Genomic DNA, 19,274 nt, shown 5'->3' with positions numbered 1-19,274 from the left:
TTAGGCGTCCGGTGCGGCCTTGGCAGCCGGCTCACTGTTTTCATAGATATACAGTGGCTTGGACTTGCCTTCTATAACGCTTTCATCGATCACGACTTTACTCACCTCGGACTGCGAGGGGATTTCATACATCGTGTCGAGCAATACGCCTTCGAGAATCGAGCGCAACCCACGGGCACCGGTCTTACGCTCCAGGGCACGCTTGGCGACCGACTTCAGTGCGTCGGAACGGAACTCCAGGTCTACACCTTCCATTTCGAACAGCTTGGCATACTGCTTGGTCAGGGCGTTTTTCGGCTCGGTCAGAATCTGCATCAACGCGGCTTCATCCAACTCGTCCAGCGTCGCCAGGACCGGCAGACGACCGACGAATTCCGGGATCAGACCGAACTTGACCAAATCGTCAGGCTCGACTTCACGCAGGGACTCACCAACCTTCTTGCCCTCTTCCTTGCTGCGCACTTCGGCGTTGAAACCGATGCCACCACGGGTGGAACGGTTCTGAATAACCTTTTCCAGGCCGGAGAACGCACCGCCGCAGATGAACAGGATGTTACGGGTGTCGACCTGCAGGAATTCCTGCTGCGGATGCTTGCGACCGCCTTGAGGCGGAACGGAAGCGACCGTGCCTTCGATCAACTTTAGCAAGGCCTGCTGCACGCCTTCACCAGAAACATCCCGGGTAATGGACGGGTTGTCGGACTTGCGGGAAATCTTGTCGATTTCGTCGATGTAGACAATGCCCATCTGGGCCTTTTCCACATCGTAGTCGCACTTCTGCAACAACTTCTGAATGATGTTCTCGACGTCTTCACCGACATAACCCGCCTCGGTGAGGGTGGTTGCATCGGCGATGGTGAACGGAACGTTCAGCAAACGAGCCAGGGTTTCGGCAAGCAGGGTCTTACCCGAGCCTGTCGGGCCGATCAGCAGGATGTTGCTCTTGCCGAGTTCGACCTCGTCATTCTTTTTGTCACGCTGGTTCAGGCGCTTGTAGTGGTTGTACACCGCTACGGCCAGTACCTTTTTCGCACGCTCCTGACCAATCACATACTGATCAAGGATGCCGCTGATTTCTTTAGGCGAAGGCAATTTATGCGCGCTGCTCTCGGCCTGGGCTTCCTGCACCTCCTCGCGGATGATGTCATTGCACAGGTCGACGCACTCGTCGCAAATGAAGACCGAGGGGCCGGCAATCAATTTGCGCACTTCATGCTGGCTTTTGCCACAGAAGGAGCAATAGAGCAGTTTGCCGTTGTCCTCGCCGTTGCGGGTGTCAGTCATTCGATCGATCCAAATCCGATAGGCTTGCAACACAAGATGAAGGCAATTGCGGGCTTTTTCAAGCCCGCAGGCGGCCGGTCATCCCAACCACCTGCATTTTGAGCGGCTTAGGCAGGCATTTGACGCTTGTTGATCACAGAGTCGATCAGGCCATATTCGGCTGCACGCTCGGCGCTCATGAAGTTGTCACGTTCGGTATCGCGCTCAATGGTTTCGAGGCTCTGGCCGGTGTGATGGGCCAGCAGCGAATTCAGGCGCGAACGAATGTGGAGGATTTCCTTGGCATGGATGTCGATGTCCGACGCCTGGCCCTGGAAGCCGCCCAATGGCTGGTGAATCATCATCCGCGAGTTAGGCAGGCAGTGACGCTTGCCCGCTGCGCCGCCGGCGAGCAGGAAAGCCCCCATGCTGCAGGCCTGGCCGATGCAGATGGTGGAGACGTCAGGCTTGATGAACTGCATGGTGTCGTAGATCGACATGCCCGCAGTCACCGAACCGCCAGGTGAGTTGATGTACAGATGGATATCCTTGTCCGGGTTTTCCGCTTCAAGGAACAACAGTTGCGCCGCGACCAGGTTGGCCATGTAGTCTTCAACGGGGCCGATCAGGAAGATGACGCGTTCCTTGAGCAGACGCGAGTAGATGTCATAGGCACGTTCGCCGCGGGCGGACTGCTCGATAACCATCGGGACCAGGCCGCCTGCGGCCTGGATGTCAGAGCTCTGCTGATAAAAAGAATTGCGGGACATGTCTCGCAGTCACTCCCAAATAGTTATGTCTTGAATACGCATAAGCCAGCACGAAGGCTGGCTTATGGGTGTTTATTTCTTACCGCAGAACCATCAATCGGCTTGTGGAGCTTCCACCGGCTTGACCGCTTCTTCGTAAGAGACCGCTTTATCGGTCACGCTAGCCTTCTGCAGAACAGTATCCACAACTTGTTCTTCCAGCACAACCGAACGGACTTCGTTCAGTTGCTGGTCGTTCTTGTAGTACCAGGACACGACTTGCTCAGGCTCTTGATAGGCCGAGGCCATTTCCTGGATCAGCTCGCGAACGCGGGCTTCGTCGGGCTTGAGCTCGAACTGCTTGACCACTTCGGCGACGATCAGGCCCAGTACGACGCGGCGCTTGGCTTGTTCTTCGAACAATTCGGCAGGCAGTTGGTCCGGCTTGATGTTGCCACCGAACTGCTGAACGGCCTGCACACGCAGACGGTTCACTTCGTTGTCCAGCAGAGCCTTCGGCACTTCGATCGGGTTGGAGGCCAGCAGACCGTCCATGACCTGGTTCTTGACCTTGGACTTGATGGCCTGGCGCAGCTCACGCTCCATGTTCTTGCGAACTTCGGTGCGGAAACCTTCCAGACCGGTTTCCTTGATGCCGAACTGGGCGAAGAACTCTTCGTTCAGCTCAGGCAGCTTCGGCTCGGAAACAGTGTTGACGGTCACGGTGAACTCGGCGGCTTTGCCAGCCAGGTCCAGGTTCTGGTAGTCCTCAGGGAAGGTCACGTTCAGAACGCGCTCTTCACCGGCCTTGGCGCCAACCAGGCCGTCTTCGAAACCAGGAATCATGCGACCCGAGCCCAGCACCAGCTGGGTGGCCTTGGCGGAACCGCCAGCGAACACTTCACCGTCGACCTTGCCGACGAAATCGATGTTCAGTTGGTCTTCGTTCTGGGCAGCGCGCTCAGTCACTTCGAAACGGGTGTTCTGCTTGCGCAGGATGTCCAGCATCTTGTCCAGGTCGGCATCCGACACGTCAGCGCTCAGGCGCTCGACAGCGATGGACTCGAAACCGGCAACCGTGAACTCCGGGAACACTTCGAACGTGGCGACGAACTCCAGGTCCTTGCCTTTTTCCAGCACTTTAGGCTCGACGGACGGAGCACCGGCCGGGTTCAGCTTCTGCTCGACGACCGCCTCGTAGAACGAAGACTGGATCACGTCGCCCACGGCTTCCTGACGCGCATCAGCTTCATAACGCTGACGGATCACGCTCATTGGCACTTTGCCTGGGCGGAAACCTGGGATTTTGGCCTTTTGGGCAGTCTGCTGCAGACGCTTGTTGACCTGAGTCTCGATGCGCTCAGCCGGCACGGTGATGCTCATGCGGCGCTCAAGAGCAGAAGTATTTTCAACAGAAACTTGCATGGATATTCCTCGTTGCACAGACGTTGGCCGGGCGTTTCCGACCCCAGAATCAAGGGCATGCATTCTAGTAGGTCAAACTCAAGAAGTCACCCTACTGAAAACGCGCTGGAAACAGGCGCCGGATTTAGGACGAGGCAAACGGTCATGCCTCGTCCGGATTGCAAATACAGCCGGCTCAGTCCAGGGCTCTGCGCCAACGCTTCTATATATAGAAGCGGCTTGTCCGATCGCCCGGCACCCGGCCTCACGAGGAGACCGACGGGCATGCCGCGCATTATCACGAAACACATTCGCGACAAGCCGACCGCTGCGCACAACCGCAAAAACAGTGCCGACGCCAAACACAGAACCACTGAAAACAAAAACGGCGCAGCCCCTTTCAGGTACTGCGCCGTTTTCTGCTATTTAAATAGCGACTTGTATGGTGCGGACGGAGAGACTCGAACTCTCACACCTTGCGGCGCTGGAACCTAAATCCAGTGTGTCTACCAATTCCACCACATCCGCGTATCAAGCTTTTAAAGCAAAGGCGCCAGATTGTTAGATCTGGCGCCTTTCTAGAATATGGGGTGGACGATGGGGATCGAACCCACGACAACGGGAGTCACAATCCCGTGCTCTACCAACTGAGCTACGCCCACCATATTGCCTTGTTGCCTTACTTGTGCCAAAGCTGCCTAATTGGCGCACCCGGCAGGACTCGAACCTGCGACCATCCGCTTAGAAGGCGGATGCTCTATCCAGCTGAGCTACGGGCGCCTTTTTAATCTGTATTCTTGGACGATTACAAACTAAGTGCTTTCAGTTTTGCCGAGTTGAAACAACCAACTCCGCTCCACCTTCTTAACCAGTGCTAGGCTGTGCCCGACAAGTGCGACGAATGTTATAGACGGCCTGATAGGTCGTCAACTCTTTTTTAAAAAAAATTCATTTAATTAAAGGGGTTAGGGGAATTTGCAGACCAAGCGCCTTTGCCCTCACGCCCCGGCATGCGAGAATGCGTTCTCTTTTTTTCCCCTCTCGATGGTTAACCACGCGCAATGACTGCACAACTTATCGACGGCAAATCGATCGCCGCCAGCCTGCGCCAGCAGATCGCCCAACGAGTCACCGAGCGCCGCCAGCAAGGCCTGCGCACGCCCGGCCTTGCGGTGATCCTGGTCGGCAGCGATCCTGCCTCTCAGGTTTATGTCTCGCACAAGCGTAAAGACTGTGAAGAGGTCGGCTTCCTTTCCCAGGCCTACGACCTGCCTTCCGAAACCACCCAGCAAGTGTTGGCCGATCTGATCGACCGCCTGAACGACGATCCGAACATCGACGGTGTTCTGCTCCAGCTGCCGCTGCCTGAACACCTCGACGCCTCCAAGCTGCTGGAGCGTATCCGCCCGGACAAAGACGTCGACGGTTTCCATCCTTATAACGTCGGCCGCCTGGCCCAGCGTATCCCACTGCTTCGCCCCTGCACCCCCAAAGGCATCATGACCCTGCTGGAAAGCACTGGCGTGGACCTGTATGGCCTCGATGCCGTGGTGGTGGGGGCGTCCAACATCGTTGGCCGTCCGATGGCCATGGAGTTGCTGCTGGCCGGCTGCACCGTGACCGTGACCCATCGCTTCACCAAGGACCTGGCCGGTCATGTCGGCCGTGCCGACCTGGTGGTGGTGGCTGCCGGCAAACCCGGACTGGTGAGGGGCGAGTGGATCAAGGAAGGCGCCATCGTCATCGACGTGGGTATCAACCGCCAGGACGATGGCAAGCTGGTGGGCGACGTGGTCTACGAGACTGCCCTGCCCCGTGCCGGCTGGATCACCCCGGTACCTGGCGGCGTCGGCCCGATGACCCGCGCCTGCCTGCTGGAAAACACGTTGTACGCGGCCGAGACGCTACACAGCTGATAGACGCGCCAACAAAAACCTGTGGGAGCGAGCTTGCTCGCGATGCCAGTGGACCAGCCAACATCCAGGTTGACTGACACGCTGCCATCGCGAGCGAGCTCGCTCCCACAGGTGTTTCCGGGGCCCGGACTTAGCCGCCAGGTATGTCAGTCGCGCAAACTACAAAATGTTCAGATTCGATTCGCCAGAATCGCCCTTCATTAAACTTTATTTATTCACAAGCCTTGGCGATACAGGCATATAGCGCTGCCATCACCCATACTCCTAAAATGCGACGTTTTTTTTAAAATCGTTGCTCAACGGCACCTTCAACTCCATCGAGTCTACTCGCGTGAAAATCCGTCTTTCGATCATCAGCCTGTTTATCGCGTTCACAGGCCCCTTCATCACGCAAAACGCCGTTGCACAGGAAACCATCGCAGCCCCGCGGGACACGACAAAACTGCAAGTCGCCTCGGGCAGCGCCATGCTGCTGGACCTGCAGACGGACAAAGTCGTCTATTCGAGCAACCCGGACGTGGTGGTGCCGATCGCTTCGGTGACCAAATTGATGACCGGCCTGATTGTGCTGGATGCCAAACAGAACCTGGATGAATACATATCCATCACCATTGCCAACACCCCAGAGATGAAGGGCGTGTTTTCCCGGGTCAAGCTCAACAGCGAACTGTCGCGCCGGGACGTGCTGCTGATCGCCCTGATGTCTTCGGAAAACCGCGCCGCCGCCAGTCTCGCCCACCATTATCCCGGCGGCTATGCAGCGTTCATTGCCGCCATGAACGCCAAGGCCAAGGCGCTGGGCATGACCAGCACCCATTACGTCGAACCCACAGGCCTGTCGATCCACAACGTCTCCACCGCCCGGGACCTGACCAAGCTGCTGATCGCCGCCCGTAAATACCCACTGCTGAGCGAATTGAGCACGACCAAGGAAAAGACCGTTACCTTCCGCAAGCCTGTGTATAGCCTGGGCTTTCGCAACACCGATCATTTGGTCCACAAGGCGAACTGGGATATCCAGCTGACCAAGACGGGCTTCACCAACCAGGCTGGCCACTGCCTGGTGCTGGTGACGAAAATGGGTAATCGCCCGATGGCGCTGGTGATCCTCGATGCCTTTGGCAAGTACACGCACTTCGCCGATGCCAGCCGGATCCGTAGCTGGGTGGAAACCGGAAAAAGCGCGGCCGTGCCGGCGGTGGCCCTGCAATACAAGGCCGCCAAGAATCTCAAGAGCCGCCAGAGTGGCGTGGTGGAAGCTTCCAAGTAATCCACGGCAAATAAAAATGCCCCGACTCGTCGGGGCATTTTTATTTATGGCTTCAAGTCACCCAACGGATCATAAGGCTTGGGCTTGCGCTCATCCTGCTCGTCCAGAGGCGCCTTGGCCGGCCCCACCGGATCGACTTGAGGATCCTCAAGATCCGGCGAGTCCGGATCGAACCCCAAGTCATCACCGCTGGAATGTTCCGACGAATGTGGCCCCTCAGGTGTTTTCGACTGTGCCATGCGTGCCTCCTCCAATCGCGGTCGGAAAATGCCCAACCCTGACGATAAGAGCCTCAGGCCTGCCGGGTCGTGCCCGGCAAGTGACGAACGGGGCGACCGATCAATGCGCAGCACCGAGGGCCTTGGTCGCCCGCGCCGCGGCTTGTTCCTGCCCGGCGCCGGCCAGATCGGCCGCCGCCTTCAGCCAACGTTGCGAGTCGACATTGGCGGGAAGTTGCGTGGGTCGCTGGACCAGCACCGCCCAGCCGCCCGCGCCCTGGAAGGCCGATTCGAAGGCACTGAAACTCATCAACTGCCGCCGGCTCATGCCTGCACGCAGCAAGACCGTCTGCTTCTGACGGTTGTAGCCGACGAGAATCCCATACCGGGGCTCGGCCCAGAACGCTGAACCGTCGATATAGCGCACCAGCACCGGATAACCCGCCGCGACCTGCTCCAACAGCGCGGGCAGTTTGGCGTCGAGGGGATACACCAGCAACCCGTACTCGCGCGCCAACGTTGACATGTTCTGCTGTAAACCGGCTTCGCCTCCCGGCAGGTGCAACGGTTTTTCCAGTAACCCCGGGGTGATCACAGTGCCTTGCAACGTCAGCAGCGCGGCCAGGGACTGAGGGGCCCCCTGATGCATTTCGCCACGGTAGAACGGCACGCTGTTGAGTTCCACCCGTTCGGGCAGGCGTTGGATCTGCGGCGATACGCTGCCCGCACAACCCGTCAGGGCGACGAGGCACGAAAGCGCCAGCACCCATGATCGAAACGATGAATTGACCGACGACATGATGACTCTCTTGTTCAGGCACCCGACATCCGGGCCGGGCTTGGGTCGACGATCATAAGGTGCGCACAGCCCCGGGTATAGCCATAACCCTCGTTTTACGACGGCGATAGAACGAACCGATCCGAACACCAGGACCATAGATCGATTGGCTGAAACACTTGAGCGACTAGACTGTCCATAGTACTGGTGCGTTATCCCGGATCGGGGATAGAAGGAGGCACAAATGAGCCTGACGACGACAATCCTGATGCTGATATTCGGCTGGCTGAGTGTAGCCACGGCCATGCTGTGGGGGGTGCTGCGAGTCGCTCGCCGCCATCATCACGCGCCACCCGCGCGATCGGAAAGAGCCGCTAAACCGGCCCGGCGCCACGCCGCCGCGCACTGACCGCTCACTGTCACCCCTATCGTTCTCAAATCCCCAAAAAAAAACCACCCGGGCCTGGACCCGGGTGGCGCTTGTCTGCCTGGAATCAGGCGTTGTCGGCCAACGCCTTCTCCCTGGCCCGACGGGACAACATGTTCAACACCTCGATCGCCGCCGAGAACGCCATGGCCGCATAGATATAGCCTTTCGGTACATGGGCGCCGAAGCCTTCGGCGATCAGCGTCATGCCGATCATGATCAGGAAACCCAGGGCCAGCATGACCACGGTCGGGTTGTCATTGATGAACTTGGCGAGCGGTTCGGCCGCCAGCAGCATCACCAGCACCGAGACGACAACTGCGATGATCATGATCGGCAAATGCTCGGTCATGCCCACGGCGGTGATGATGCTGTCGATGGAGAACACCAGGTCCAACATCAGGATCTGACCGATGGCCGCGGCAAAGCCCAGGGTCACACCGGACGTGGCCGACTTGGGATCATCCGGCGCCGGGTCCATGCTGTGGTGGATTTCAGTGGTCGCTTTCCACAGCAGGAACAGACCACCGGCGATCAGGATCATGTCCTTCCAGGAGAACGCCTGGCCCAGGATTTCGATGACCGGTTCGGTCAGCTGCACAATGAAGGCAATGGTGCTCAACAAGCCCAGGCGCAGGATCAACGCCATGCCGATACCGATCCGCCGTGCCTTGGCGCGATGCTGTACGGGCAGCTTGTTGGTCAGAATCGAAATGAAGATCAGGTTATCGATGCCAAGCACGATTTCCATCACGACCAGAGTCGCCAGGGCGATCCACGCGGTGGGGCTGGCGGCGAGCTGTAAAAGATAATCCATGGGGCAGTCCTGACTGATGTGACGCGTTAGATGGTTTTGGTAGGGGTTTGGGTTTCGTCAGCTTCGTCCGCCGACTCTTTCTTCGGGCTGACCAAGCCGCCGGTGGCTTCGCTGATCGCCTGCTCCGCCGCTTTGTGAGTGTCATCGATGGCCTGCTTGGCGGTTTCCGCCGCCTGTCCCATCAGTTGCTGGGCACTTTTTTCAGCCTGTTCACAGCCCGCCAGCGTCGTTACCGATATCACGAACAGGGCGGCAAGCCCCAGGGTTTTGTATGTCATGGAATGAATGCCTCTTGGGGAATAGAAGGAGCACGGAAGTGGCCCACCAATGGCCAGGCATTCTAGAGAGGCGAATACTTCAGGAAAATTCGTATTTTCAGCGGTTATACTTCGGTTTTTACGAAGCCATGTGAACCCATGCTCAATTATCGACAACTGCACTACTTCTGGGTGGTGGCGAAAACCGGCAGCATCGTGCGAGCGTGCGAGCAGTTGAACCTGACCCCACAGACCATCAGCGGGCAGATTTCCCTGTTCGAACAGACCTATAACATCAAGCTGTTTCGCCGCGTCGGGCGGCAGCTGGAACTGACCGAGGCCGGCCGCCAGACCTTGCCCTACGCCGAACACATGTTCCAGTTAGGCGGGGAGCTGGAATTGATGCTGCGGGCCCAGCCCAACGAGCAGCAAACGCTGTTCCGGGTCGGGGTGGCGGATGTGGTGCCCAAATCCATCGTCTACCGGCTGCTGGCGCCGACCATGGAGTTGAGTGAGCCGCTGCGCATCACCTGTCGCGAGGACAAGCTCGAACGACTGCTGGCGGACCTGGCGATCCAGCGTCTGGACCTGGTGATTTCCGACAGCCCGATGCCGACTCACCTGGACATCAAGGGTTATAGCCAGAAGCTGGGGGAATGTGGGATCAGCTTTTTCGCCACCGCGACGCTGGCCGAACGCTACGGGCAGGACTTCCCCCACGGCCTGCACGATGCTCCGCTGCTGATTCCCGGACCGGAAACCGTGGTGCGCAGCCGCTTGCAACGCTGGTTCGCCGAACAGCAGATCCAACCGCGCATCGTCGGCGAGTTCGACGACAGCGCACTGATGCAGGCCTTTGGTCAGTCGGGCAGTGGGATCTTCATCGGCCCGAGCGTGATCGCCGAAGAGGTCAAGCGCCAATACGGCGTAGAAGTGATCGGCCAGACCGATGCGGTCAGCGAATCCTTCTACGCCATTTCCGTGGAACGCAAGGTCAGCCATCCCGGCATCGTCGCGATTGCCGAAGGTGCCCGTCGCGAGCTGTTCAGCGCCTAATTACCCATGCAAGCAGTGCGGGGCTTGAAGGTCATCAGGAGCAACGCCAGCAGAATCGATACAAAGATGAACCCGGCGGCCGCAAACCCGACACTGCCCAGGCCCAGGGTATCGATGACCCGGCCACCGACCATCGCCCCCAGGCCAATCCCCAGGTTCGCCCCGGCAATATTCAACGAGGCGGCAAACGCCGGGGCCTGCGGGGCCGCCTTCATCAGTCGCACATGGCTGACCAGGAACAACGCGGCCTGGGTCACGCCCCAGATGCCCATCGCCGCCGCCAGCGCGAGGGGCGAATGAATGCTCGGCACCAACGCCACCATGCCGCCGATCAGGAACAGGCAGAACACCATCGACGCAATCAACGGATGCCGGTCCACCGCCCGGCCGCCCAGGGAATTGCCCAACAGCCCGACCGCGCCGAAGCCCATCAGGCACCAGCCCACCAGGGTGCCGTCGAATCCGGCGAGGCGCTCGAGGATATCCGCCAGATAGGTGTAGGCGGTGAACATGCCGCTGAACACCAGGATCGACAACAGCACGTGCCCTTGCATCAAGGGGCTGCGCAAGATCTTCAATTGCGAACGGAAACTCACCTGATGCTGGTGCAGATTGGTTTTCGGCAAATAGATAAACAGCAGTAAAGCCTTGGCGAAAGCGATGACGGCCAGGATCGCAAACGCGCTGCGCCAGCCAAACGCATCGGCAATCAACGTGCCCACTGGAATGCCAAACACCGTGGCACAGACGATGCCGAAGCCGATCCGGGCGATGGCCCGCCCGGCCAACTGCGGCCCGACGATGTCCACCGCCGTTTCACTGGCCAGCGCCCAGAACACCGGCAGACCCAGGGCCGGGATCAACCGGGCAATGGCCATGACCCAGATGTTGGGAGCGAAGGTGGCCAGCAGGTTGGCCAGGCCAAACATCACCAGCACGCTGATAAACAGCTTGCGCCGCTCGAAGCGGGCGAACCACGCCGTCAGGAATGGCCCGAACGCCGCCACTGTAAACGCGAACAACGTCACCAGCAGCCCGGCCTGGGGAATGGTGACGTGCAGGTCGCGGGCAATGGAGGGCAACAGGCCAACGATGACGAACTCCGTGGTCAGCACGGTAAACCCGGCGGCCGACAACAGGAAAATGGGTAACAACATGCAGAACTCCAGCAAAACGACGACACCAGCGCTAGCCCTGGGGCCCGCTGGCGGTAAGAAAATGAGAACGACAAAGCCTAACAGAATGCGCGCGTCATACAAACGCACGTCATGGCCCGGATATGGGTGACGGACTGTCACAGGTCCGTCAGTTTTTTTACCGGTTGTGCTAAAGTCCGCGGCCTGCAAACGCCGTACTTTCTCTCGGTCCGCTCATGTGGCCTGCCCGCTTGTTGCCCTGATTCGTCGACCGTCGCACACAATAAAATCAGAGATGCCGCTATGACAGCTTCGTCCGTTACCCCTCTGCAACGCCTCAAACGCACCAGCCTGGTGACGCAAATCGTCATTGGCCTGATCGCGGGTATTGTCCTGGCATGGCTGGCGCCCGACCTGGCGAAGTCCACTGCATTCATCGGCAACGTCTTCGTGTCCGCACTCAAGGCGGTGGCGCCGATCCTGGTATTCGTGCTGGTCATGGCGTCGATCGCCAACCACAAGCACGGTCAGGAAACCCATATCCGCCCCATCCTGTTTCTCTACTTGCTGGGCACTTTCGCCGCGGCGGTGGTCGCGGTGCTTGCCAGTACGCTGTTTCCCTCCACCCTGGTGCTGACCACCCATGATGTCGCCGTCACCGCGCCCGGCGGCATCGGCGAAGTGCTGCAGGGCCTGTTGCTCAGCGTGGTGGACAACCCGGTCCGCGCCCTGCTCAACGGTAATTTCATCGGCATTCTGGCGTGGGCCATCGGCATGGGCATCGCCATTCGTCATGCTGGCCAGACCACCCGCACCGTACTCGAAGACCTGTCCAACGGCGTGACCGTGATCGTGCGCCTGGTGATCCGCTTCGCCCCGCTGGGGATCTTCGGCCTGGTGGCCTCGACCTTGGCCACTTCCGGCTTCGGCGCCCTGCTCGGCTACCTGCACCTGCTGACCGTGCTGATCGGCTGCATGCTGTTTGTGGCGTTGGTGGTCAACCCACTCATCGTGCTCTGGAAACTGCGTCGCAACCCTTACCCGCTGGTGTTCAAGTGCCTGCGCGAGAGTGGCATCACGGCGTTTTTCACGCGCAGCTCCGCGGCGAATATTCCAGTGAACCTGGAACTGAGCAAACGCCTGGGCCTGCATGAAGACACCTATTCGGTGTCGATCCCCCTGGGCGCGACCATCAACATGGCCGGCGCCGCCATTACCATCACCGTACTGGCCCTGGCGGCCGTGCATACCCTGGGTATTGCGGTAGACCTGCCCACGGCCGTTCTGTTGAGCGTGGTCGCCGCCGTTTGCGCGTGCGGCGCCTCCGGAGTGGCAGGCGGTTCGCTGTTGCTGATTCCCTTGGCGTGCAGCCTGTTTGGCATTCCCAGTGAGATCGCCATGCAAGTGGTCGCAGTGGGCTTCATCATCGGCGTCCTGCAGGACTCGGCCGAGACGGCGTTGAACTCGTCGACGGATGTGCTGTTCACGGCGGCGGCGTGCCTGGGTGAGGAAGAGAAGCTCGCCCGTACGGCGTAACAACTGCCGTGGCTATTGGATTGTTATCGCGAGCAAGCTCGCTCCCACAGAGGGCAGCGGCGCTCACACAATAGCCGCTACACAACAATTCCCCTGTGGGAGCGAGCTTGCTCGCGATAGCGGCGATACATCCACCGAGGATGTAACAGACAGCCACAAAAAAGCCCGGGACGGCTCACACCGTCCCGGGCTTTTTCATGCCTGCGGGGTTTAGAACGCGCCCATGTAGTCGCGCTTGCCCACTTCCACGCCATTGTGGCGCAGCAATGCGTAGGTGGTGGTGACGTGGAAAAAGAACTGCGGCAGGCCGTAGGTCAGCAGGTAGTTCTGGCCGCTGAAGCGCTTCTCCTTTGGCGTCCCGGGACGGGTAACGATTTCAATACCTTCCTTGCCATCGATCTGCTCAGGGCGGATACCGTCGATAAAGGCCAATACCTTGGCGATCAGGGCTTGCAGCTCGGCGAAAGTGGTCTCGCTGTCGTCATACTTCGGCACTTCGATTTCGGCCAGGCGCGCGGACACACCCTTGGCGAAATCCACCGCGATCTGCACTTGGCGTACCAGCGGGAACATGTCCGGGTACAGGCGGGCTTGCAGGAAAGCGTTCGGGTCGATGTTTTTCGCGGCGGCGTGGGCTTCGGCCTTGTTCAGAACATCGCTCAACGCGTTGAGCATCTGCTTGAAAACCGGGACGGAAGCGGCGTACAGGGAAATAGTCATGGCAATCTCATGCAGGTGGCAGGAAAGAATGAATCAAACGGCTGCGATTATAGCCACGGCTTGTTGCACGACTTGTCTTTTATTGCGCAAGGATTAGGCTAGGCGGCTTCCACAGCATAGGGAACGCGCGATGAGCATCGAAGAACAACATCAGGCCGAAGAACCACGGCTCAATAGCACGGAAATCCGCATCCTCGGCGCGCTGGTTGAAAAACAGGCCACCAACCCGGAAACCTACCCGCTGACCCTCAACGCCCTGGTACTGGCCTGCAACCAGAAAACCAGTCGCGAACCGGTGATGAACCTCAACCCGGGCCAGGTCGGCCAGAGCCTGCGGGCACTGGAAGGTCGCGGCTTTACCAAGCTGGTGATGGGCAGCCGCGCCGACCGCTGGGAACATCGGATCGACAAGGCCCTGGAGCTGGTACCGGCCCAGGTGGGCCTGATGGGCCTGCTGTTCCTGCGTGGCCCACAAACGGTCAATGAGCTGCTGACCCGCAGCGCACGGATGCACGAATTCGAAGACGCCGAACAGGTGGTGCATCAGCTCGAACGCCTGATCGCCCGGGGTCTGGCGCTGCTGGTGCCACGCCAGGCCGGCCAGCGCGAGGATCGCTATGTACACGCCATGGGTGACCCGGCGGACATCGAAGCGATTCTCGCCGCCCGCCAGCTCCCGGTGGAGCGCAGCGGCGGTGTCTCGCAAGAACGCATCGAAGCGCTCGAGGCGCGGATCGCCGCACTGGAAGAACGCCTGGCGCTGCTGGAAGGGTAGCGCCTACGCCGACCGGGCGAAGGCCACGGCTTTTTCGAATTGCTCAAGGTCCGGCCGCACGCCGGTGTACAGCACAAACTGTTCCAGGGCCTGGATCGCAATGACTTCCAGCCCGGTGATGACCCGTTTGCCTTCGGCCTGGGCGCGCACGATCAGCGGCGTTTGCGACGGGATCGCCACGACATCGAACACGGTTTCGGCCGCAGCGATGGTCTCGGGTTCAAACGCCAACTGGTCGGCTTCCGGGCCACCGGTCATGCCGATCGGCGTGACGTTGATCAGCATTTGTGGCCGTCGGGCCCCCAGTTCAGATTGCCATTCATACCCCAGGGACTCGGCCAGGGCTCGCCCGGCGCCTTCATTGCGCGCAACGATCAGGCCGTTCTTGTACCCGCCATCACGCAAGGCGCTGGCCACCGCCTTGGCCATGCCGCCGCTGCCGCGCAGGGCAAAGGTCGAATCCTTGGGGACGGCGTGGCTTTGCAGCAATTGGGCGATGGCGATGTAGTCCGTGTTGTAGGCCTTCAGATGGCCGTTGGTGTTGACGATGGTGTTGATCGACTGGATCGCGGCGGCGGAAGGGTCCAGCTCGTCCACCAGGGCGATACAGGCCTCCTTGAACGGCATCGACACGCCGCATCCGCGAATGCCCAGTGCACGGATACCCCTCACCGCGCCAGGCAAGTCCTGGCTGCTGAACGCCTTGTAATAGAAGTTCAGGCCCAGTTGTTCATACAAATGATTATGAAAGCGCAGGCCGAAGTTTCCGGGACGCCCCGAGAGCGACATGCACAATTGGGTGTCTTTGTTGGGATTGATCTGCATGCGTATCTCCTTGCATTCACTTTCGGACAGACGGAAACGCCGTCGCGAAAGGTTTATTCGATGATGATACCCGCCAGGCCGGGCCGGTCTCAGGCCGCTGGATGACACGGCGCGGTAAACAAAAGCGCTTGAGACCTTACACAATATTTACCCAACGGCGTTGCAAATCCTGAGAAAATCGCTGTCATAGCAGTATCCCCGCGACCCTCATCGGGTCTGTTGCAGACCACAGGCGCCGGGGCCGAAACGAGGAACAGCCATGAATCGTAGACTTCCCATCATCGCCCTGCTCATGGGGGCACTCGCGGTCACCGGCCAGGCATCCGCCCACGGTCGTGGTGGTTGGGAGGGGCCCGCCGTGTTTGGTGCCATTGTCGGTTCGGCCATTGTTGGCTCAGCCATCATCAACCGTGATCGGCCGGTGTATGTGCAACAGCCGGTCTACGTCCAGCCACAACCGGTCTACTACCAGGCCCCACCACCGGTCTACTACCAGCCGCAGCCTGTGTATGTCGAGCGACCGATCTACTATCGCCCGGCACCGGTGTATTACGGGCCACCACGGGGCTATTACTACGGCCCGCCCCGAGGCCATTACGGTCGCTGGTAATCGGTCCAGCACAAAAAAGCCTGTGATCAATGATCACAGGCTTTTTCATATTCGCTGGATAACCCCTTGGCGAGAGCGCTTGCTGCGGTGTATCCGTCAGACGTGCTCGCCGCTTTTCAATCGGATCGGCGCAGGCTCCGCCGGCTCGTGAACGGGCTCCGCCACCACCGGAATCTCGTTGCCATCGCAGTCATGCAACTTGCCTTCACTGAAATAATCGCCTTCGCGCAACGCCGCCAGGTCCTGGTAGCGCAACACCCGCTCGGTGCCGGCGGCGAAGACAGACTGCTGGTCGGAGTTGCCCGTGGTGAAGTGGTTGAACGCCAGGTTCAGCACGATCGCCATGATGGCCGAAGAACTGATGCCCGAATGGAAGATGGTCGCGAACCAGCTGGGGAAATGATCGTAGAAGTTCGGTGCGGCGATGGGGATCATGCCGAAGCCGATGGAGGTGGCGACGATGATCAGATTGACGTTGTTGCGGTAATCGACTTTCGACAGCGTGCGGATGCCGCTGGCGGCCACCGTGCCGAACAGCACGATACCGGCACCGCCCAGCACCGAGGTCGGTACCGCGGCGATCACCCGCCCCATGAACGGCAACAGGCCGAGCACCACCAGGAACACCCCGCCGGTGGCCACCACGAAACGGCTCTTGATCCCGGTCACTGCCACCAGCCCGACGTTCTGGGCGAAGGCGCTCTGGGTGAAGGAACCGAAGATCGGCGCGATCATGCTCGACAGCATGTCGGCCCGCAAACCGTTGCCCAGGCGCCTCGAGTCGACTTTGGTGTCGATGATCTCGCCCACCGCCAGGATGTCGGCAGAGGTTTCCACCAGGGTCACCATGATCACAATGCACATCGACAGGATCGCCGCGATATGGAACGTCGGCATGCCGAAATGGAAGGGCGTCGGGAAGCCGAACATCGGGCCCTGGCTGACCGATGAGAAGTCGGCCATGCCGAGGAACACCGCGATGACCGTTCCCATGACCATCGCCAACAGAATCGACAACCGCGAGATGGTTGCGCTGCCCATCTTGCTCAGCAGCAGCACCAGCACCAGGGTCACCGCGGCCAGGCCAATGTTCGCCATGCTGCCAAAATCGGCGGCGTGGCTGTTGCCGCCCATCGCCCAACGCGCCGCCACCGGCATCAGCGTCAGGCCGATGGTGGTGATCACAATGCCGGTGACCAGAGGCGGAAAGAACCGGGTGATACGTGAAAACACCGGAGTGATCAGCAAACCAATCAGGGACGCGGCGATTACCGCGCCGAGGATGGCTTGAAAGCCCCCTTCCCCGCCGCTGCCCACAATCGCCACCATGGTCGCGACACCCGAAAACGATACGCCCTGCACCAAGGGCAATTGGCAGCCGAAAAACGGCAGGCCGAGCGTTTGCAGCAACGTTGCCAGGCCGCCGGCGAACAATGACGCGGCAATCAACAGACCGATGTCCGCCGGCGAAAGCCCGGCCGCCTGGCCGATGATCAACGGCACGGCGACGATGCCACCGTACATGGTCAACACATGTTGCAGGCCGTAAGCCATATTCGCGCCGACGCCGAGGTTTTCGTCCTCGGGCCGTGGGAGTGAAACATGGGGCGTTTTCATGGTTCGGGGATTCCCTGTTTTTTGTTATGGGCACACTGTATTCAAAACTCAGGACAAATGTCCATAGAGTTGTATACAACTTATCCCATGCACGTCTCCAACAGTTCCTCGGCCAACGGCGTTTCTACGCCTGGAGCAACCCCACGATCGCGGGCCGCAACAGCTCCCGTGGCGGTACGCGCAGGCTGAATTCCTGCTCCAGCAAATCAATCAACTCATCGGCATCGCTGATCACGCGCCGCTCGCTCTCCTGTCCCATGCGGTGCACGGCATAGCTGTTGCCGTTCAAGGTCTTGCGCAAACCAACACCCGTGCGGGCCACCATCAACCGGCCCATGAATGGCGACTCCGGATGATTGCAGACGTACCAATTGCCGACGGTGTAGTCGATGTCTTCCTGGCGTTGCAGATCGAACAGGTACATCGGCCGCCATTCGTCGGCAACATTGGCGCGCAACAGATAACCGTCCGCGTGGGCCTCGATGCGGTACGGCTCATGGGGCGTGACCTGGGCCTCACGGCTGTCCAGCAACAGCGGCGCGGTGGGTACCATGCCGCCAAAACCGACGTCGGTGATGTAGCGCACCCCCTCGATCGTCACTAGGCTGAGCCGATGGGTCCGGGCGGGCCAGGCGCCCTCAGGCGCATTCATCACCACGCGCCCGGTAATGCCGCGGGCGTCGAAACCCAGTGCCTGCAATAGCGCCAGGAACAACTGGTTGAGTTCATAGCAATAGCCGCCGCGCCCGTCCTCGAAAACCTTGCGCTCGACCGATTCAAGGTCGATGGGCACGGGCTGGCGCAGCAACGTCGAGAGGGTCTCAAAGGGAAATTCGGCGGTATGGCGCCCTTGCAACTGACGCAAGGTGTCCAGGGTCGGCGCCGGTGGCGCGTCGAAACCCAGGCGGCGCAGATAGCGGGCCGTGTCACTCAGTTGGGGATAACTCATGAGGGTGTCCTTTTCCGGGGGCCGCGCAGCGCTCACAACAAGCGCAAGGCCGATGGGCGCCAGGTATAAGGTATTCCCCTTGCAGAGACAACAATCAACCGCAGCCCTGCCCCGTCAGCGTCGTTTGCGCGAGGCCAGCCGGATCCAGGTCGGCGCATGGTCGCTGGGGTGGGGCTGGTTCCTGACCCAGGCGTCCACGCCTGCCTCGCTCAGGTAGGCGCTGGCGACCGGGTTGAGCAACAGGTGATCGATGCGCAGTCCGGAGTTCTTTTGCCAGTGCTGGCGGAAATAATCCCAGAAGGTGTAGATCCGCTCGTCCGGGTACAGCTGGCGCAGCGAATCGGTCCACCCCTGCTCCAGCAACCGCTGGTAGCACTCACGACTTTCGGGCTGTAACAGCGCATCCTTGAGCCAGGAGCGCGGGTTGTAGATGTCCATGTCGGTGGGCACCACATTGTAGTCACCGGCCAGTACCACGGGATGATCACTGGCCTGCAGCCCCTGGGCGTATTCGATCAGCCGTTCGAACCAGGCCAGCTTGTAGTCGAATTTGGGACCCGGTTGCGGGTTGCCGTTGGGCAGGTAAAGGCACCCCACCAGCACGCCATGCACCGCCGCCTCCAGATAGCGGCTGTGGCTGTCGTCATCCCCACCGGGCAGGCCTCGGCGGCTCTCCAACGGCTGCGCATCACGGGCCAGGATCGCGACACCGTTCCAGGACGCCTGCCCATGCCAGATCGCCCCATACCCCGCCGACTCCAGCTCCGCAGCCGGGAAATCCTTGTCCACGGCCTTGAGCTCCTGCAGACAGGCAATGTCGGGCTTCTCCCGTTCCAGCCATTCCAGCAGGTTGGGCAGCCGCGCCCGGATGCCATTGATGTTGAAGGTCGCGATCCGCAGTTTTTTCATAGGGCCAACACTCGAAATGCCACGTCACTAGCTGTGACCGGC

The 19,274-nt window shown here is 60.0% G+C and carries 20 protein-coding genes and 3 tRNA genes; 7 read left to right on the top strand and 16 right to left on the bottom strand.

Annotation, left to right across the window (positions count from 1 at the left end):
- From clpX to ACMTA2_RS11125, 6 genes are all read right to left on the bottom strand, one after another.
- A complete protein-coding gene (gene clpX, locus ACMTA2_RS11150) occupies nt 1-1,284 on the bottom strand; it encodes an ATP-dependent Clp protease ATP-binding subunit ClpX (protein ID WP_024778305.1) in 1,284 nt (427 codons plus the stop codon).
- Nucleotides 1,285-1,391: 107 nt separating this feature from the next.
- Complete coding sequence (gene clpP / locus ACMTA2_RS11145; RefSeq protein ID WP_003183177.1) at nt 1,392-2,033, bottom strand: ATP-dependent Clp endopeptidase proteolytic subunit ClpP; 642 nt, start codon at nt 2,031-2,033, stop codon at nt 1,392-1,394.
- Nucleotides 2,034-2,126: 93 nt separating this feature from the next.
- A complete protein-coding gene (tig, locus tag ACMTA2_RS11140) occupies nt 2,127-3,437 on the bottom strand; it encodes a trigger factor (protein ID WP_003199860.1) in 1,311 nt (436 codons plus the stop codon).
- 422 nt (nt 3,438-3,859) lie between these two features.
- Nucleotides 3,860-3,944, bottom strand: a tRNA-Leu gene (locus ACMTA2_RS11135).
- 58 nt (nt 3,945-4,002) lie between these two features.
- Nucleotides 4,003-4,078, bottom strand: a tRNA-His gene (locus tag ACMTA2_RS11130).
- A 41-nt stretch (nt 4,079-4,119) separates the two neighbouring features.
- Nucleotides 4,120-4,196 (bottom strand) — tRNA-Arg (locus ACMTA2_RS11125).
- A 281-nt stretch (nt 4,197-4,477) separates the two neighbouring features.
- Here ACMTA2_RS11125 and folD point away from each other — a divergent pair.
- Nucleotides 4,478-5,332, top strand: a complete 855-nt coding sequence (gene folD, locus ACMTA2_RS11120; RefSeq protein ID WP_413794870.1) for a bifunctional methylenetetrahydrofolate dehydrogenase/methenyltetrahydrofolate cyclohydrolase FolD — start codon at nt 4,478-4,480, stop codon at nt 5,330-5,332.
- 331 nt (nt 5,333-5,663) lie between these two features.
- Nucleotides 5,664-6,602 (top strand): D-alanyl-D-alanine endopeptidase, encoded by a 939-nt coding sequence (gene pbpG, locus ACMTA2_RS11115; protein ID WP_413794869.1) that lies wholly within the window; start codon nt 5,664-5,666, stop codon nt 6,600-6,602.
- 44 nt (nt 6,603-6,646) lie between these two features.
- Here pbpG and ACMTA2_RS11110 read toward each other — a convergent pair whose 3' ends face one another.
- Nucleotides 6,647-6,841, bottom strand: coding sequence for a DUF6021 family protein (locus ACMTA2_RS11110; protein ID WP_413794868.1), 195 nt, complete (start codon nt 6,839-6,841; stop codon nt 6,647-6,649).
- 100 nt (nt 6,842-6,941) lie between these two features.
- A complete protein-coding gene (locus tag ACMTA2_RS11105; RefSeq protein ID WP_413794867.1) occupies nt 6,942-7,619 on the bottom strand; it encodes a peptidase C39 family protein in 678 nt (225 codons plus the stop codon).
- 223 nt (nt 7,620-7,842) lie between these two features.
- Between ACMTA2_RS11105 and ACMTA2_RS11100 the strand changes: the two genes are divergently transcribed.
- Nucleotides 7,843-8,007, top strand: a complete 165-nt coding sequence (locus tag ACMTA2_RS11100; protein WP_413794866.1) for a hypothetical protein — start codon at nt 7,843-7,845, stop codon at nt 8,005-8,007.
- An 85-nt stretch (nt 8,008-8,092) separates the two neighbouring features.
- Here ACMTA2_RS11100 and ACMTA2_RS11095 read toward each other — a convergent pair whose 3' ends face one another.
- A complete protein-coding gene (locus ACMTA2_RS11095; protein WP_413794865.1) occupies nt 8,093-8,842 on the bottom strand; it encodes a TerC family protein in 750 nt (249 codons plus the stop codon).
- A 26-nt stretch (nt 8,843-8,868) separates the two neighbouring features.
- Nucleotides 8,869-9,120, bottom strand: coding sequence for a hypothetical protein (locus ACMTA2_RS11090; protein ID WP_413794864.1), 252 nt, complete (start codon nt 9,118-9,120; stop codon nt 8,869-8,871).
- 138 nt (nt 9,121-9,258) lie between these two features.
- Between ACMTA2_RS11090 and nhaR the strand changes: the two genes are divergently transcribed.
- Nucleotides 9,259-10,155 (top strand): transcriptional activator NhaR, encoded by an 897-nt coding sequence (gene nhaR / locus ACMTA2_RS11085; RefSeq protein ID WP_413794863.1) that lies wholly within the window; start codon nt 9,259-9,261, stop codon nt 10,153-10,155.
- Here the strand turns inward: nhaR and ACMTA2_RS11080 are convergent.
- Nucleotides 10,152-11,312, bottom strand: coding sequence for an MFS transporter (locus ACMTA2_RS11080; protein ID WP_413794862.1), 1,161 nt, complete (start codon nt 11,310-11,312; stop codon nt 10,152-10,154). The two genes, nhaR and ACMTA2_RS11080, sit on opposite strands and share 4 nt — an antisense overlap.
- A gap of 282 nt (nt 11,313-11,594) precedes the next feature.
- On the opposite strand from ACMTA2_RS11080, the gene sstT reads away from it, so the two are divergent.
- Nucleotides 11,595-12,827: a serine/threonine transporter SstT gene (gene sstT / locus ACMTA2_RS11075; protein ID WP_413794861.1), complete on the top strand. Its 1,233-nt coding sequence runs from the start codon at nt 11,595-11,597 to the stop codon at nt 12,825-12,827.
- 210 nt (nt 12,828-13,037) lie between these two features.
- On the opposite strand, the gene ACMTA2_RS11070 is transcribed toward sstT, so the two are convergent.
- Nucleotides 13,038-13,547 (bottom strand): DUF1993 domain-containing protein, encoded by a 510-nt coding sequence (locus ACMTA2_RS11070; RefSeq protein ID WP_413794860.1) that lies wholly within the window; start codon nt 13,545-13,547, stop codon nt 13,038-13,040.
- Between the two features lie 130 nt (nt 13,548-13,677).
- Here ACMTA2_RS11070 and ACMTA2_RS11065 point away from each other — a divergent pair, with 130 nt between their 5' ends.
- Nucleotides 13,678-14,322 carry a YceH family protein gene (locus tag ACMTA2_RS11065; protein WP_413794859.1) on the top strand — a complete coding sequence of 215 codons (645 nt, stop codon included), beginning with the start codon at nt 13,678-13,680 and terminating at the stop codon, nt 14,320-14,322.
- Between the two features lie 3 nt (nt 14,323-14,325).
- Here the strand turns inward: ACMTA2_RS11065 and ACMTA2_RS11060 are convergent, their stop codons facing one another.
- Nucleotides 14,326-15,147 carry a shikimate 5-dehydrogenase gene (locus tag ACMTA2_RS11060; RefSeq protein ID WP_413794858.1) on the bottom strand — a complete coding sequence of 274 codons (822 nt, stop codon included), beginning with the start codon at nt 15,145-15,147 and terminating at the stop codon, nt 14,326-14,328.
- 259 nt (nt 15,148-15,406) lie between these two features.
- On the opposite strand from ACMTA2_RS11060, the gene ACMTA2_RS11055 reads away from it, so the two are divergent.
- Nucleotides 15,407-15,757: a hypothetical protein gene (locus ACMTA2_RS11055; protein ID WP_063322141.1), complete on the top strand. Its 351-nt coding sequence runs from the start codon at nt 15,407-15,409 to the stop codon at nt 15,755-15,757.
- Nucleotides 15,758-15,853: 96 nt separating this feature from the next.
- Here the strand turns inward: ACMTA2_RS11055 and ACMTA2_RS11050 are convergent, their stop codons facing one another.
- From ACMTA2_RS11050 to xth, 3 genes are all read right to left on the bottom strand, one after another.
- A complete protein-coding gene (locus ACMTA2_RS11050) occupies nt 15,854-17,374 on the bottom strand; it encodes a nucleobase:cation symporter-2 family protein (protein WP_413794857.1) in 1,521 nt (506 codons plus the stop codon).
- A 124-nt stretch (nt 17,375-17,498) separates the two neighbouring features.
- A complete protein-coding gene (locus tag ACMTA2_RS11045) occupies nt 17,499-18,323 on the bottom strand; it encodes an arylamine N-acetyltransferase family protein (RefSeq protein ID WP_413794856.1) in 825 nt (274 codons plus the stop codon).
- Between the two features lie 114 nt (nt 18,324-18,437).
- On the bottom strand, nt 18,438-19,232 hold the full coding sequence (gene xth, locus ACMTA2_RS11040; RefSeq protein ID WP_413794855.1) for an exodeoxyribonuclease III: 795 nt from the start codon (nt 19,230-19,232) through the stop codon (nt 18,438-18,440).
- Nucleotides 19,233-19,274 lie beyond the last annotated feature (42 nt).

Source organism: Pseudomonas medicaginis, assembly GCF_965119365.1.
Taxonomy (GTDB): domain Bacteria; phylum Pseudomonadota; class Gammaproteobacteria; order Pseudomonadales; family Pseudomonadaceae; genus Aquipseudomonas.
The sequence above is the reverse complement of the archived record's forward strand: the minus strand, read 5'-3'. Positions and strand labels throughout refer to the sequence as shown.

Bases quoted from the DNA above. Each gene is read 5' to 3' on its own strand.
- clpX (WP_024778305.1), bottom strand. From the start codon at position 1,284: ATGACTGACACCCGCAACGGCGAGGACAACGGCAAACTGCTCTATTGC.
- clpP (WP_003183177.1), bottom strand. From the start codon at position 2,033: ATGTCCCGCAATTCTTTTTATCAGCAGAGCTCTGACATCCAGGCCGCA.
- tig (WP_003199860.1), bottom strand. From the start codon at position 3,437: ATGCAAGTTTCTGTTGAAAATACTTCTGCTCTTGAGCGCCGCATGAGC.
- folD (WP_413794870.1), top strand. From the start codon at position 4,478: ATGACTGCACAACTTATCGACGGCAAATCGATCGCCGCCAGCCTGCGC.
- ACMTA2_RS11110 (WP_413794868.1), bottom strand. From the start codon at position 6,841: ATGGCACAGTCGAAAACACCTGAGGGGCCACATTCGTCGGAACATTCC.
- ACMTA2_RS11105 (WP_413794867.1), bottom strand. From the start codon at position 7,619: ATGTCGTCGGTCAATTCATCGTTTCGATCATGGGTGCTGGCGCTTTCG.
- ACMTA2_RS11100 (WP_413794866.1), top strand. From the start codon at position 7,843: ATGAGCCTGACGACGACAATCCTGATGCTGATATTCGGCTGGCTGAGT.
- ACMTA2_RS11095 (WP_413794865.1), bottom strand. From the start codon at position 8,842: ATGGATTATCTTTTACAGCTCGCCGCCAGCCCCACCGCGTGGATCGCC.
- ACMTA2_RS11090 (WP_413794864.1), bottom strand. From the start codon at position 9,120: ATGACATACAAAACCCTGGGGCTTGCCGCCCTGTTCGTGATATCGGTA.
- nhaR (WP_413794863.1), top strand. From the start codon at position 9,259: ATGCTCAATTATCGACAACTGCACTACTTCTGGGTGGTGGCGAAAACC.
- ACMTA2_RS11080 (WP_413794862.1), bottom strand. From the start codon at position 11,312: ATGTTGTTACCCATTTTCCTGTTGTCGGCCGCCGGGTTTACCGTGCTG.
- sstT (WP_413794861.1), top strand. From the start codon at position 11,595: ATGACAGCTTCGTCCGTTACCCCTCTGCAACGCCTCAAACGCACCAGC.
- ACMTA2_RS11070 (WP_413794860.1), bottom strand. From the start codon at position 13,547: ATGACTATTTCCCTGTACGCCGCTTCCGTCCCGGTTTTCAAGCAGATG.
- ACMTA2_RS11065 (WP_413794859.1), top strand. From the start codon at position 13,678: ATGAGCATCGAAGAACAACATCAGGCCGAAGAACCACGGCTCAATAGC.
- ACMTA2_RS11060 (WP_413794858.1), bottom strand. From the start codon at position 15,147: ATGCAGATCAATCCCAACAAAGACACCCAATTGTGCATGTCGCTCTCG.
- ACMTA2_RS11055 (WP_063322141.1), top strand. From the start codon at position 15,407: ATGAATCGTAGACTTCCCATCATCGCCCTGCTCATGGGGGCACTCGCG.
- ACMTA2_RS11050 (WP_413794857.1), bottom strand. From the start codon at position 17,374: ATGAAAACGCCCCATGTTTCACTCCCACGGCCCGAGGACGAAAACCTC.
- ACMTA2_RS11045 (WP_413794856.1), bottom strand. From the start codon at position 18,323: ATGAGTTATCCCCAACTGAGTGACACGGCCCGCTATCTGCGCCGCCTG.
- xth (WP_413794855.1), bottom strand. From the start codon at position 19,232: ATGAAAAAACTGCGGATCGCGACCTTCAACATCAATGGCATCCGGGCG.